Source organism: Burkholderia dolosa (genome assembly GCF_902499135.1).
GTDB lineage: Bacteria > Pseudomonadota > Gammaproteobacteria > Burkholderiales > Burkholderiaceae > Burkholderia > Burkholderia dolosa.
Genome location: NZ_CABVPR010000049.1, coordinates 13758 through 27906 on the forward strand (window position 1 = coordinate 13758; position 14149 = coordinate 27906).

A 14149-nucleotide genomic window follows, 5' to 3' on the forward strand; every position below is an offset into this window, starting at 1 on the left:
GCTGCCGCCGGGGCGGCACGCGATCACACGTGCGTCGCAGGCGTCGCCTCGTGCTCGGCTTGCGCCGCCGCAACCTCGCCGCTTGCGTCACGCGGCGGCGCAATCAGCGCGACGAGCTGATCGTGGTCGATCGATTCGCGTTGCAGCAGGCACTGCGCGATGCGTTCAAGCGCATCGCGCTGCTCGCCGAGCGTCGCCGCGACCCGCGCGTGCGCATCGCCGAGCAGCGTGCGCACTTCTTCGTCGATCAGTCGCGCCGTATGTTCGCTGCAGCGGCCGTCGCCCGGCGTCCATACCGCGGGCGGGCCGCCTTGCGGCGCCGCGTCGTCGAACGTCGCGAGGCCGAGCCGGTCGCTCATCCCGTACTGCATGACCATGTGCCGCGCGAGCGCGGTCGCGCGTTCGAGGTCGTTCTGCGCGCCGGTCGACACGTCGCCGAACGCGATTTCCTCGGCCACGCGGCCGCCGAGCAGTACGTCGAGCCGGTCGAGCAGCTCGCTTCTGCGCAGCACGTAGCGATCTTCGGTCGGCACCTGCTGCGTATAGCCGAGCGCCGCGATGCCGCGCGGAATGATCGACACCTTCTTCACCGGATCGCAGTGCGCACGGCTCTGCGCGACGAGCGCATGTCCGGACTCGTGATACGCGATGATCCGCTTCTCCTGCTCGTTCATCACACGGCTCTTGCGCTCCATGCCGGCCATCGCGCGGTCGATCGCTTCGTCGAAGTCGGCCATTTCGATCGCCGGCTTGCCGAGTTCGGCCGCGCGCAACGCGGCCTCGTTGACGATGTTCGCGAGGTCTGCGCCGACGAAGCCCGGCGTGCGCGACGCCAGCTCGGACAGGTCGACTTCGGGCGCCAGCTTCACGCGCTTCGTATGCACGGCAAGGATCTGCCGGCGGCCGTTCAGGTCCGGCCGGTCGATCGCGATGTGCCGGTCGAAGCGCCCGGGGCGCAGCAGCGCCGGATCCAGAATTTCCGGCCGGTTGGTCGCCGCCATGATGATCACGCCGGAATTGGCCTGAAAGCCGTCCATTTCGACCAGCAATTGATTGAGCGTCTGCTCGCGCTCGTCGTTGCCGGACATCAGGCCGATGCCGCGCGCCTTGCCGAGCGCGTCGAGTTCGTCGATGAACACGATGCACGGCGCCTTCTGCTGCGCCTGCTCGAACAGATCGCGCACGCGTGCCGCGCCGACGCCAACGAACATCTCGACGAAGGCCGATCCGCTGATCGTGAAGAACGGCACGGCTGCCTCGCCGGCCACCGCGCGGGCGAGCAGCGTCTTGCCGGTGCCGGGCGCACCGACGATCAGCACGCCCTTCGGAATCTTGCCGCCGAGCCGCTGATAGCGCTCAGGATTTCGCAGGAACGCGACGATCTGCTGCAGCTCGGCCTTCGCTTCGTCGATGCCGGCGATGTCGTCGAACGTGATGCCGGTCTTCTGCTGCACGTACACGCGCGCCTGGCTTTTGCCCATGCCGTTCAGATTGCGCATCGCGCCCGGCCTGCGCATCAGGAAGCTCCAGACCACCACGAAGCCCAGCAGCGGAAACGCCCACGTCGCGAGCGTGTCGATCCATCCCGCGTCCGGCGTCCCGCGATAGCGGATCCCGGCTGCCGTCAGCGCGGACACGAGGCGGTCGTCGGCGACGCGATTCGTCGTAAAGCGCCACGGCGGTCCGGCCTTCGCGACGGCCGCTGCGTCGGATGCCGGCAGCGCCGCGCCGGCTGCCGGCATCCGCAGTACGCCCGAGATCGACGACTGGCCGACGTCCAGATCGTCGACCAGCCGGGCGTCGACGAGCCGGTGAAAGTCGCTGTACGAAATCGACGTCGCGGGTGGCCGGAACGTCATCAGTTGAAACGCGATCAGTACCGCGAACGCGATCGGGATCAGCAGTCCGGTGTAGTCGAATCGTTCGTTCATTGCATTCACCGTGCGGCGCGAAGCGCCGTTCGCTCACGCGTCGTCCCGTTTCCACTGCGCACGGAGCACGTCGTCGCCGTCGCGGTAGTTCAGCGTGAGATCGCCGTGATGCGCATGCAGCAGCGCGTCGCCGAGGCGCCGCACCATGTGCGTGCCAGTCGTGCGAACGATCAGCGCATCGCCCGATTTGTCGATTTCCATGATGCGCTCGAGCGCGTGCTCGCTCATCTCCAGCGCGGCCTGACGCTCGATCAGGTCGAGGATCGTCGTCCGGTGCGCGTGCAGGTACGCGCCGTGCAATACCAGTTCGCCCGCCGGCGCCTGCTCGCGTACGCGCTTGCAGGCCGGGCATTCGAGCTGCCGCCGTTCGCGCGGCGTCGCGTACCACGTCCAGCGACCGGCGTCGCAGACCGCACCACACCCGTCGCAGCGCCTGCCGGCCTTCGGCCGCTTCGGCTCGCGATAGCTGTCGGTCGTATGCGGCTGCATGCGCTTGTCGCGGCGCAGATAGTGTCGGCTGGAGCCGTGATTCGAACGGTTCATCGCTGTTTCTCCATCGTGGTGGAACCCGTAGGCGGGCCGTCAGGCCAGATTGAGGCGATCGACGACTTCGCGAACGCCCGCGGCCGACGCCGCCGCACCACAGACGGCGCGTCGTTCCGCCGGCGACGCGACCGTGCCGGTCAACGTGACGACGCCGTCGTTCGCGTCGATCGAAATGCCGGCCGATTCACGTCGCGCGCGGCGCGCCAGCGCGTCCGCAATCCGCGCGCCGACGTCCGGCACCGTACGATCGTCTCGCACACGGAGGCGATTCGCCACACCGACCACGCCGATCATCCGGCTGACCATCGCTTCGGCCGCCCGGCTTTGCGACGCATGATCGACTTCGCCGTCGAGCGTCACGCAGCCGTGCTCGACCTCGACACGGATCTTCTGATCGCGCAACGCCTGCTGCCAGCCGAGCGCGAACGTGATCGCGATCGCGAGCTCCTGATCCGCGCACGCGTTATCCGGCGGTGCGACGTGCAGCTCGAGCACCAGCGCGCGCGCGTCCGCGATATGCAGCGCGGTCTTCTGCGCCTCGAGTTTCTGCGCCCAGCTGTCGACCGTGCCGCGCAGCGTGACGACGCCGTCGCGTACGGTAACGTCGATCTGGCGCGCATCGATCCCCGGATTCCAGAACAGCGACTGCTCGACTTCCTGCTTGAGTGCTGCGTCGGACTTCATGTCGTTCTCCCGTCGGCCGCGTCGGCCGCGATTCGCGCGGCCGGTTTCGCGCCGTGCCGGACCCAGCATCGCGCATCGGCGCGCCGGCGGCTTGACGAGGATCAATCGACGGGCGGCTCGCCGTGACACCGGCCGCCCGCGCGACACGCCGCAGCACGCGGCAACACGTCGATTCGTCCGTTGATACAGATCAACCGCGCCGCGGCGCGCCACGCGATCATGGCTGCGGATGCCGAACAACCGCGGCCGCGTGAACGCTTCGCGGCGCAACGCAACCGGCGTCTTCCGGGAGACCGCCATGATCCGAAAGCAATACCGAATCGTTCTCGCGACGCTGAGCGTATTTCTCGCGATTGCGTCGCTGGTCGGCATCGTGCACGGGATGCTGTTCGACGAGCGGGTCTTCAGATATTCGATCGCCACGCTGATCTCGAGCATCCTCGCGTTCGTCGTGCTGCTCAATCCGGCGCCGGGCGACCGCCCGTGACGCGCGCTGCCGCGTGGCCATCGCCATCGTGACGCCCGGCGTTCGGTTCCATCCAATCGACCCGTTACCGCCCGACTTCCCGCGAGGCCTTCATGAAACTGACTTTTCTCGGTGCGACCGAAACCGTGACCGGTTCGAAGTACCTGCTCGAGCACGGCAGCCGCCGCGTTCTGATCGATTGCGGGCTGTTTCAGGGAACGAAGAACCTGCGGCTGCGCAACCGGAGTCCGTTACCGTTCGCGCCCGGCACGCTGGACGCGGTCGTGCTCACGCACGCGCATATCGACCATAGCGGCTATCTGCCGGTGCTCGCGCGCGACGGCTACCGCGGGCCGGTGTATTGCACCGCCGCCACCGCCGAACTGTGCGACATCATGCTGCGCGACAGCGCACGGCTGCAGGAGGAAGAAGCCGACTTCGCGAACCGGCACGGTTACTCGAAGCATCACCCGGCCGAACCGCTCTATACGGTCGACGACGCGCAGCGCGCGCTGCATCTGCTCACGCCGGTCGCGTTCGACGAGTGCACGGCGCTCGCCGGCGGCCTGTCGTGCCGTCTGCTGCCGGCCGGGCATATTCTCGGCGCGGCGAGCGTCGTCGTGCACTGGGATCGCAAGGTGCTCGCGTTCTCGGGCGACCTCGGCCGTTATCGCGACCCGATCATGCAGCAGCCGCTGCCGCCCGTTCATGCGGATTATCTGGTCGTCGAATCGACGTACGGCGACCGGCTGCATCCCGACACGGATCCGGAGAACGAACTGGCCGCGCTGTTCGACAAGACGTTCGCGCGCGGCGGAGTCGTCGTGATGCCGTGCTTCACCGTCGGCCGTGCGCAGGAAATCCTGCACTACATCGCGCGACTCAAAGCAGCCGGCCGCATGGCGCGCGTGCCCGTCTTTCTCGACAGCCCGATGGCCACGGACGTCACGGAGATCTATCGCCGCCACATCCTGGAACACCGGCTGACGCTGTCCGAAGCCGACGCGCTCGGCCATGCGGCCACGATGACCCGCACGGTCGACCAGTCCAAGGCGATCGGCGAACACCACGGGCCGATGGTCGTCATCGCCGGAAGCGGGATGGCGACCGGCGGACGCGTGCTGCATCACCTGACCCGCTACGCGCCCGATGCGCGCAACACGATCGCGCTGGTCGGCTATCAGGCTGCCGGCACGCGCGGCGCGGCGCTCGCCGCGCACGAACCGACGGTGAAGATCCACGGCGAATACGTCCGCGTGCGCGCGCAGGTCGAATCGATCACGACGCTGTCCGCACACGCCGACTACGAGGAGGTGCTGCGATGGCTCGGCACGATGCAGCGTGCGCCGGAGCGGACCTTCGTCACGCACGGCGAACCCGCCGCGGCCGATGCGTTGCGGCGGCGAATCGCCGAGCGGCTGCACTGGCCGTGCGAAGTGCCGGTCTATGGGCAATGCGCCGATCTCGATGCGGTGGAATCCGGCGATCTGCGCGAGCGGTCCGCGGGCGCGTCCCGACCGGCGACGGCTTCGTCCTGGCCGGCAACGGCTTCGTCTCGACCGCCGGCGACTTCGTCTTGACAGGCGACGACGACGCCGGTGCGGCGGCGGCGATGCCGAAGGCTTCGTCCTGATCGCCGCCGCCGCCCCCTGCCCGCCGACGCCGCACGGCAGCGACCCGTCAATGCGTGCCGCTGCCCACCGGTCGCGGCCCGCCGTCAGCCGACCTCGATGATCACCTTCAGCGCATGCGTCTGCGCGGCGCGGCCGAACGTGTCGTACGCGCGCTCGACGTCGTCCAGCGAGAACCGGTGCGTAATCAGGCGCTGCGGATCGAGGCGGCCGGCGCGCACGGTCTTCAGCAGCATCGGCGTGCTCACCGTATCGACGAGCCGCGTCGTGATCGAGATGTTGCGATCCCACAACTTCTCGAGGTGCAGATCCGCCTTCACGCCGTGCACGCCGACATTCGCGACGACGCCGCCCGGCGCGACGAGCGACGTACACATTTCGAACGTCGCCGGTATGCCGACCGCCTCGATCGCGCAATCGACGCCGATGCCGTCGGTCAGCTTCATCACTGCCTCCACGGGATCCTCGGCGCGGCCGTCGAAACAGTCGGTCGCGCCGAACCGCCGCGCGACTTCGAGACGGTTGCCGTCCGGATCGATCATGACGATCCGTGCCGGCGAGTAGAACTGTGCGGTCAGCAGCGCCGCGAGGCCGATCGGACCGGCGCCGACGATCGCGACCGTAGAGCCCGGCTGCACCTTGCCGTTCAGCACGCCGCATTCGAAACCGGTCGGCAGGATATCGGACAGCATCACCAGCGCATCCTCGTCCGCGCCGGCGGGAATGCGGTACAGGCTCGTCTGCGCATGCGGGATGCGGACGTATTCGGCCTGCGTGCCGTCGATCCGGTGGCCGAGAATCCACCCGCCGGTCGTGCAATGCGAATACAGTCCGCGCCGGCAATAGTCGCAGCGGCCGCACGACGAAATGCAGGAAATCAGCACGCGATCGCCTGGCTTCAGTGCGTCGACCGCCGCGCCGACCTGCTCGACGACGCCGACGCCTTCGTGGCCGAGAATGCGGCCCGGCTCGCATGTCGGCACGTCGCCCTTCAGGATATGCAGATCGGTGCCGCAGATCGTCGTGCGCGTCACACGCACGATCGCGTCCGTCGGCGCCTGCAGTTCCGGCATCGGCCGGCGTTCGAGCGCCTTGCGGCCCGGACCGTGGTACACGAGTGCTTTCATCCCTGTTCCTCCATCGAAAAGGTTCTACGTTGGTCGGCCGGAGCCGCGGCCGGCGGTGTGAGCCGTGCGTGCGCGAGCAACGCCGCCAGCGCGCAGGAAGCGATCCGGACCGCGACGCCGTCGGCACGGCTCGTCAGCACGATCGGCACGCGTGCGCCGCCGACGACGCCCGCGCTGGCTGCGCCGGCCAGATACTCGAGCTGCTTCACGAGCATGTTGCCGGCCTCGATATCGGGCACGACCAGGATGTCCGCGCGGCCCGCGACCGGCGAATCGATGCCCTTGTCGAGCGCCGCGCGCTTCGAGATCGCGTTGTCGAACGCGAGCGGGCCGTCGACGATCGCGCCGTCGATCTGGCCGCGCTCGGCCATCTTCGCGAGCGCCGCCGCATCGAGCGTCGAGCGCATCGCCGGATTGACGGTCTCGACCGCGCTCAGCACGGCCACGCGCGGGCAATCGACGCCCAGCGCATGCGCGACGTCGATCGCGTTGCACACGATCGCCGCCTTCTGCGCGAGATCCGGCGCGATGTTCACCGCCGCGTCGGTCACGATGAACGGCCGCGGATACGCCGGCGTTTCGATCAGGAAGCAGTGCGACATGCGCTTGTCCGTGCGCAGGCCCGAATCCGCGGCGAGCGCCGCGGACATCAATTCGTCGGTATGCAGGCTGCCCTTCATCAGCGCGCCGACGCGGCCGGCCGCGGCAAGCGCGACCGCCCGGGCCGCCGCCGCGTGACTGTGCGGCACGTCTTCGATCGTCCACGCGGCAAGATCGACGCCGGCGGCGTCTGCGGCGCGCGCTACCTTTGCGCGCGGCGCGACGATCAGCGGCTCGATCGCGGTGCGCAGCGGCGAAGCGGCCAGTGCGGCGAGCGCGGCGACGCTCGTCGCGTCGCACGGATGCACGACCGCGACGGCGAGCGGCGCTGCGCTGCGCGCACGCTCGATCAGCGCCGGCAGCACGCTGCCCGCCCGCGGCAGCAGGCCGGGCAGCTGCGAGCCGCCGCCCGCGTCGTCCGGGTGCCGGCTCGCGTTCATGGCTGCATCACGTAAGAGCCGGGGGCCGCGGCGAGCCCCGCGTCCGGCGTGCGGGCGCGCACGTCGCCCGACGAATGCTCGCGCAGCCAGTCGCGCCAGCACGTCCACCACGATCCGTCCACGGCCGGCGTTTCACGCACGAAGTCGTGCGGGCTGCGGTACGGTGCGCCGGGCGTGCGCGTCGCACACCGGTAACGACGCCCCGGGTGACCGGGCTCCGACACGATGCCCGCGTTGTGACCGCCTGCGGCCAGCAGGAAAGTCAGCGCATGGTGCGTGAGCAGATGCAGCTTGTAGACCGAGCGCCACGGCGATACGTGGTCGCGCTCGGTGCCGACCACGAACGTCGGCACGTCGATGTCCGACAGCGCGACCGGCCGGCCGTCGACGCAATAGCGGCCGGCCGCGAGCTCGTTGTCGAGAAAAAGCCGCGTCAGGTACTCCGAATGCATCCGGTACGGCAGCCGCGTGGTGTCCGCATTCCACGACATCAGGTCGTTCGGCTTCGTGCGCTTGCCGAGCAGGTATTCGCTCATCAGCCGCGACCAGATCAGGTCGCGCGCGTTCAGCAGCTGAAATGCCGCCGACATCTGCGCGCCGTCCAGATAGCCCTGCCGCCACATCAGCGCATCGAGCGCGGACAATTCGCTTGCATCGATGAACAGACCGAGCTCGCCGGGCTCGCTGAAGTCGGTCTGTGCCGCGAGCAGCGTGATCGACCGCAGCACGGCGCTCTGCCGTCCGTCGCGCGCGAGCGCCGCCGCGCCGATCGCGAGCAGCGTGCCGCCGAGGCAATAGCCGACCGCGTGAACCGCTTCGCCGCAGATCGACCGGACCGCGTCGAGCGCCGTCATGCAGCCGTCGCGCAGGTAGTCGTCGAGCCCGAGATCGCGCGCATCGGCGCCCGGATTGCACCACGACACGACGAACACGGTATGACCCGAATCGACGAGGAAGCGGATCAGCGAGTTGTGCGGCTGCAGATCGAGGATGTAGTACTTCATGATCCACGACGGGACGATCAGGATCGGCTCGCGCGCGACGCGGCCGGTCGTCGGACCGTATTGCAGCAGCTCGCACAGCGCGTTTCGCCACACCACGCGGCCCGGCGTGATCGCGACGTCGCGGCCCGGCAGATACGCGCGCGCATCGCGCGCGGGCAAACCGCCGACGCGGCCGGGCAATGCGCTCGCGTCGTCGAGCCAGTGGCGCATGCCGGCCGCGAGATTCGCGCCGCCGCTGCGTAGCGTCGCATCGAGCACGACCGGATTCGTTGCGATGAAATTGCCCGGCGAACATGCGTCGAGCCATTGCCGCGCGACGAACCCGACGAGCTCTTCGTGGTGCCGCTCGACGCCCGGCACGCCGCGCGTCGCATCGCGCCACCAGCGCTGAACCGACAGGAAGCCGTCGCGATACAGCCGAAACGGCCATCCGGTCCATGCCGGCGCGGCAAAGCGCGCATCGGCGTCGCCCGCGTGCACCGCGAGGCCGTTTTCGGCGGCCTCGTCCGGTGCGCGGCTCTCCGTCGTCTCCGGCGACGCGATCGAGCACGCTTGCAGCGCGAGTGCGAAGCACTTGCCCGGCGACACCGCCAGATGCGCGGCCCAGTCGAGCGTCGCGAGCGCGACCGACGTCGGCGACAACCCGAACGTCATCGCGGCAACGGTCGCGCGTGCGTCGCGATCCCACCGTTCCGCCGGCGTCGCCTCGCTCTGTCGGCGGTCGCACCGCTCGTCGCCGCGGTCGTCCGCGGCCGACGGCCGTGCCGGAGCGTGTGCGAGCGGCCGCCGGATCAGGGGCGCATTCATCGCATGTGCATGCCGCCGTTGACCGCGAACTCCGCACCGGTCGCGAACGCACCGGCGTCGGAGCACAGAAACGAAACCAGCGTGGCGATTTCGTCCGGATCGCCGAGGCGCCCGAGCGGGATCTGCGGCAGGATCTTCGTGTCGAGTACGTCGGTCGGGATCGACTCGAGCATCTTCGTCGCGAGATAGCCCGGCGAAACCGTATTCACCGTCACGCCGTAGCGCGCGAGTTCGAGCGCGAGCGACTTCGTGAAACCGTGAATGCCGGCCTTCGCCGCCGCATAATTCGTCTGCCCGTACGCGCCGCGCGCACCGTTCACCGACCCGATGTTCACGATCCGCCCGAAGCCGGCGCCGATCATGCCGGGCACGAAGTGCTTGGTCATGTTGAACATGCTGTCGAGATTCGTGCGCAGCACCGCGTCCCACATGCTCCTGGTCATCTTCACGAACGTCGCGTCGTGCGTGATGCCGGCATTGTTGACGAGCACGTCGACGCGCGCAAACTGCGCGAGCACGCGCGCCGCACATTGCTCGCAGGACGCGTAGTCGGCGACGTCGACCTCGAATGCATGGAAGGTCCGGCCGGCCTCGCGCTCGCGCGTGAGCCAGGTCGCGACATGATCGTTGCGTTCGGTGTGCGTGACGACGACCGTCATCCCCGCCTCATGCAGCCGACGGCCGATCGCGGCGCCGAGGCCGCCCATTCCGCCCGTGACGAGCGCGACACGGTCAGCGCACATGCTCGACCTCCCGCGCCGCGTCCTTGCCGTGCGGACGTACCGGCGCGCCATCGGACGATTCGGTCCCGCCGACGTCGCCTGCGATCCCGTGCTCGACCGCCGTCATCCAGTCGTGCCACGGCATGCTGGCCCCGTCGATCAGCGCAAGCCGGCTCAGATCGGGCAGCCAGTCGGTCTGATAGCGCGGCAGCATGCCCGCACCGTATTCGCGCGCCCACGCGCGCCACACGCCGGCGCTTTCGTATTGCCTGCGCAGCGCCAGCTCGGCCGCGTCCTGCCAGATCGCGACCGACGCAATCGCATAGTCGCGCATCGCGCGCTGAACGGCTTCGCCGAAAGCCGGCCAGTGCTCCGATTCCGCCAGCGCATGCTGCAGCCGGCGGATCGCGTCGCGGTCGCGCTCGATGCGCCGGCCGGCCAATGCATGCCATTCGTGCCGCCAGTCGGCGCTCAGCGCGTGGATGCGCAATGCGATATCGCCGGCTGCGCGCCAGACGTCGTTCGGCTTCGTCAAAGTGTCGGTGCTCATCGTCATTCCTCGTTCGATCCGGTGACCGGGCTGGCGTCGTCGTGCGCCAGGCTCGAGCCCGGCGCCGCGTCCGTGTCACTGTGCGGCGGCGGCGCGCGAGCCCCGTTGATCTGAGTCAAGCGCGCGCCGGGCACGCTCCGTAGACTGAACTGCACTGACGGACGACCCGTCGATGGAGCGATTCCGATGAGCTACAAAAGCCTAGTCGTGCACCTGGACACGAGCACCGGCGCGCATGCGCGCCTCGAGTTCGCGCTGCGCGTCGCCCGGCGCTTCGGTGCGCATCTGACCGGGCTGTTCGCGATCTATACGCCCGAACCGCACTCGTTCTACGTGATGGCCGGGTCCGCCGACTACTTCCGCGATCAGCGCGAGCGGCGCGACGAGCGGCGTGCGGCGCTCGAGCGCCTGTTTCATGCGGAAACCGCGCGTGCGAAGGTGCCGTCGGCGTGGCTTCGCACGGACGGCCGCGCGAACGTCGCGGTACCGCGCGCCGCGCGGCTCGCCGATCTCGTGATCGCCGGCCAGAGCGATCCGAACGACCCCGAGACCTACATCGACGACCAGTTTGCGGAGAACCTCGTGCTGTCCGCGGGACGGCCCGTGCTGTTCGTGCCGTACGCGGGAACGTTCGCGTCGGTCGGCGAACGCGTCGCCGTCGGCTGGGACGGCAGCCGCGAAGCCACGCGCGCCGCACACGACGCGCTGCCGTTTCTCGAACGTGCGAAGCGCACGACCGTCATCGCCGTGACGAACGGCGATTCGGAAGCCGCCGCGACACGCGTGCCGGCCGCCGATGCCGCGCTGATGCTGGCGCGCCATGCACCGGACGTACACGTGCTCGATATCGGTGCGGGCGCCGGCGCATCGGTCGGCGACACGCTGCTGTCGCGCGCGTACGAATCCGGTTCGGACCTGCTCGTGATGGGCGCATACGGGCATTCGCGCTGGCACGAGCTGCTGATGGGCGGCGCGACGCGCACGGTGCTCGCGTCGATGACACTGCCGGTCCTGATGTCGCACTGAACGATGCGTACGCTCGCGCTACTCGTCGTCAACGCGGGCTCGTCGAGCGTGAAGTTCGCGCTCTTCGCGTACCCGCCGCACGGCGATCCCGCACGCCGGCCGCTGCACGGCGGCGAAGCGGTCGACACCGGCGACGGCATCGTGCTGTGCGTCGACGGCGGACCGCCATGCACGCTGCCGCCCGCCGACGGCGACCGCTATCGCACGGTGCTCGAACGCATCGTCGCGTGGATCCGTGCATCGCTGCCGCACATCGCGCTCGGCGCGGTCGCGCACCGGATCGTGCACGGCGGCACGCGATATGCGGAGCCGGTCATCGTCGACGACGACGTGCTGCATCGGCTCAGGACGCTCACGCCGCTCGCACCGCTCCATCAGCCGCACGGCGTCGACGCGATCGACGTGCTGCACGATGCGTTTCCCGACGTCGCGCAGGTCGCCGTGTTCGACACCGCATTCCATCGCACGCTGCCGCGCGTCGAACGGCTGCTGCCGCTGCCGCGCGCATGGTTCGACGACGGCGTGCGCCGATACGGATTCCACGGCCTGTCGTACGAATACCTCGCCGTCGCGCTCGACGAGTCGTTCGGCGCGCGTGCGCACGGCCGCGTGATCGCCGCGCACCTCGGCAGCGGCGCGAGCCTGTGCGCGATGCGCGACTGCCGCAGCGTCGCAACGACGATGGGCTTCTCGGCGCTCGACGGGCTGATGATGAACACGCGCTGCGGGACGCTGGATCCCGGCGTCGTGCTGCATCTGCTCGATACGGCGAAGCTGTCGGGCGACGCGCTCGGTCGCATGCTGTATCGCGAGTCGGGCCTCAAAGGCATATCCGGCACGTCGGGCGACCCGCGCGTGCTGCTCGAACGCGAAGCGGCCGGCGACGAACCGGCGCGCGACGCGCTCGCGCTGTACGTCCATCGGATCGTGCGCGAAGCCGGCGCACTGATCGCGCTGCTCGGCGGGCTCGACATGCTGGTGTTCACCGCGGGCATCGGCGAGCATTCGGCCGTATTGCGCGAACGGATCTGCACGTCGCTCGCGTGGCTCGGCATCGACGTCGATGCCGCGGCGAACGCGGCCGACGCGCATGTCGTGTCGTCCGCGTCGAGCGCGGTCACGGTCGTCGTCGAACCGGCCAACGAAGCGTGGATCGCGGCGCGCGCCGCGCTCCGCCTGCTTCGCGGCCAAAGCGGCGCTTGATCCAGATCAGCGCGACCGGCGTGCACGCGCCGATGATGGAAGCGTGCACCATCATTTCAAGGGGACCATCGTGTACTCGAACATTCTCGTCGCGGTCGACGGCAGCGAAACGTCGTCGCGGGCACTCGATGCCGCACTCGACGTGGCGGCGCAAGCGGGTGCGCAACTGACGCCGGTCTACGTCGTCGACTTCCTCGTGCCGGCTTACGACACGTTCGGATACGACCCGTCGATCCTGATCGATTCGTTCCGCGAGGAAGGACTGCGCGTCACCGAAGACGCGGCGCGCCGGATGGCCGCGCGCGGCGTGCGCGGCACGCCGCAGATCGCCAACGTCGAGCCGGCCGGCGAAGACGTCGCACAGCGGATCGTGCGCGTCGCGCACGATATGGGCGCCGATCTGCTGGTCATGGGCACGCACGGCCGGCGCGGCTTTCGGCGCGTCGTGCTCGGCAGCGTGGCGGAACGGGTGCTGCGTCACGCGACGTGTCCCGTTCTGATGATCACCGCGGGCTGCGCAGCGAAGCAGCCGGCCCAAACCGTTGCGGCATCAACCGAAAAGGAATCGTCATGAGCTACAAGACCCTGCTCGTTCATCTCGACGACAGCGATCGCTGCGCGACGCGCGTCGCGCTCGCACTCGATCTCGCGGGACGCTGGAACGCGCACCTGATCGGCCTCTATGTCGTCTGCCAGGATCTGCTGGAGCCGCTGCGTCGCCCGGACGAGCCGCTGAAGCTCGCCGTGTACGAGCGCCTGTGCGACCAGCGGCGCAAGGAGGCGGAGGAAAAATTCCTGGCGGCTGCGGAACGGGCCGGACGCACGGTCGAATGGCAGGCACCGTCCGGCGTGGCGATCGACGCGGCGCTCCAGCATGCGCGTCACGCCGACCTGCTGCTGCTCGGCCAGGAGGACCCCAACGATCGCATGACGCACGTTGCGCGCCATTTCGTCGAGGACGTCGTGATGGGCAGCGGACGCCCGGCGATCGTCGTGCCGTATGCCGGCGACCTGCGTACATTCGGCGAAAACGTGCTGATCGCATGGGACGGCGGACGCGAAGCCGCACGCGCGATGAGCGACGCACTGCCGCTGCTCGCGCGTGCACGGTTCGTGAATGTCGAGACGATCGTTCACGGGCACCCCGACCCCGACAGGACGCCCGCCGGCGTCGATGTCGCCGCGTATCTCGAGCGTCACGGCATCCGCGCCGCGTTCTCGTCGACGCCGCACGATCCAGCTGCCGGCGTCGGCGTGACGCTACTGAACCGGATCACCGACCTGCACGCGGATCTTCTCGTGATGGGCCTGTACAGCCACGCGCGCATGCACGAGCGCGTGCTCGGCGGGGCGACGCGCACGATCCTCGAGTCCATGACGGTGCCGGTTCTGCTGTCGCACTGAAGCGGTCT

14 protein-coding genes are annotated in these 14149 nt (G+C 69.2%); 6 read left to right on the top strand and 8 right to left on the bottom strand.

Annotated features, from left to right (window positions below):
• Positions 1-23: 23 nt before the first annotated feature.
• Genes ftsH through BUB20358_RS20265 form a run of 3 tightly spaced genes read right to left on the bottom strand, consistent with a single transcriptional unit; the run spans position 24 to position 3161 of the window.
• On the bottom strand, positions 24-1931 hold the full coding sequence (gene ftsH / locus BUB20358_RS20255; protein WP_035975845.1) for an ATP-dependent zinc metalloprotease FtsH: 1908 nt from the start codon (positions 1929-1931) through the stop codon (positions 24-26).
• A 33-nt stretch (positions 1932-1964) separates the two neighbouring features.
• Positions 1965-2474: a BCAM0308 family protein gene (locus BUB20358_RS20260; protein ID WP_006767369.1), complete on the bottom strand. Its 510-nt coding sequence runs from the start codon at positions 2472-2474 to the stop codon at positions 1965-1967.
• Positions 2475-2513: 39 nt separating this feature from the next.
• Positions 2514-3161: a BON domain-containing protein gene (locus tag BUB20358_RS20265; RefSeq protein ID WP_035976210.1), complete on the bottom strand. Its 648-nt coding sequence runs from the start codon at positions 3159-3161 to the stop codon at positions 2514-2516.
• A gap of 298 nt (positions 3162-3459) precedes the next feature.
• On the opposite strand from BUB20358_RS20265, the gene BUB20358_RS20270 reads away from it, so the two are divergent.
• Positions 3460-3648, top strand: a complete 189-nt coding sequence (locus BUB20358_RS20270; protein ID WP_035976212.1) for a DUF2964 family protein — start codon at positions 3460-3462, stop codon at positions 3646-3648.
• Positions 3649-3740: 92 nt separating this feature from the next.
• Positions 3741-5207 (top strand): MBL fold metallo-hydrolase RNA specificity domain-containing protein, encoded by a 1467-nt coding sequence (locus BUB20358_RS20275; RefSeq protein ID WP_006767371.1) that lies wholly within the window; start codon positions 3741-3743, stop codon positions 5205-5207.
• 137 nt (positions 5208-5344) lie between these two features.
• On the opposite strand, the gene BUB20358_RS20280 is transcribed toward BUB20358_RS20275, so the two are convergent.
• From BUB20358_RS20280 to BUB20358_RS20300, 5 genes are read right to left on the bottom strand one after another with little or no spacing between them, the layout of a single operon-like run.
• Positions 5345-6385, bottom strand: a complete 1041-nt coding sequence (locus tag BUB20358_RS20280; protein ID WP_006767372.1) for a zinc-dependent alcohol dehydrogenase family protein — start codon at positions 6383-6385, stop codon at positions 5345-5347.
• A complete protein-coding gene (locus BUB20358_RS20285; RefSeq protein WP_035975846.1) occupies positions 6382-7425 on the bottom strand; it encodes a bifunctional enoyl-CoA hydratase/phosphate acetyltransferase in 1044 nt (347 codons plus the stop codon). Before BUB20358_RS20285 ends, BUB20358_RS20280 begins: the two co-directional genes overlap by 4 nt.
• On the bottom strand, positions 7422-9236 hold the full coding sequence (locus tag BUB20358_RS20290) for a PHA/PHB synthase family protein (protein WP_035975849.1): 1815 nt from the start codon (positions 9234-9236) through the stop codon (positions 7422-7424). The genes BUB20358_RS20285 and BUB20358_RS20290 overlap by 4 nt, the downstream gene beginning before the upstream one ends.
• The gene (locus tag BUB20358_RS20295; protein WP_035975853.1) at positions 9233-9979 is read right to left on the bottom strand and encodes a beta-ketoacyl-ACP reductase; all 747 of its coding nucleotides are present in this window, start codon (positions 9977-9979) and stop codon (positions 9233-9235) included. Before BUB20358_RS20295 ends, BUB20358_RS20290 begins: the two co-directional genes overlap by 4 nt.
• A complete protein-coding gene (locus BUB20358_RS20300) occupies positions 9969-10508 on the bottom strand; it encodes a hypothetical protein (RefSeq protein WP_035976213.1) in 540 nt (179 codons plus the stop codon). Before BUB20358_RS20300 ends, BUB20358_RS20295 begins: the two co-directional genes overlap by 11 nt.
• Positions 10509-10694: 186 nt before the next feature.
• Here BUB20358_RS20300 and BUB20358_RS20305 point away from each other — a divergent pair, with 186 nt between their 5' ends.
• From BUB20358_RS20305 to BUB20358_RS20320, 4 genes are all read left to right on the top strand, one after another.
• Entirely contained in the window at positions 10695-11534 is an 840-nt protein-coding gene (locus BUB20358_RS20305) for a universal stress protein (RefSeq protein WP_006767377.1), read from the top strand.
• A gap of 3 nt (positions 11535-11537) precedes the next feature.
• A complete protein-coding gene (locus tag BUB20358_RS20310) occupies positions 11538-12737 on the top strand; it encodes an acetate/propionate family kinase (RefSeq protein ID WP_006767378.1) in 1200 nt (399 codons plus the stop codon).
• Positions 12738-12807: 70 nt separating this feature from the next.
• On the top strand, positions 12808-13311 hold the full coding sequence (locus tag BUB20358_RS20315) for a universal stress protein (protein WP_035975856.1): 504 nt from the start codon (positions 12808-12810) through the stop codon (positions 13309-13311).
• Entirely contained in the window at positions 13308-14141 is an 834-nt protein-coding gene (locus BUB20358_RS20320) for a universal stress protein (RefSeq protein ID WP_006767380.1), read from the top strand. Before BUB20358_RS20315 ends, BUB20358_RS20320 begins: the two co-directional genes overlap by 4 nt.
• The last annotated feature ends 8 nt before the right edge of the window (positions 14142-14149 follow it).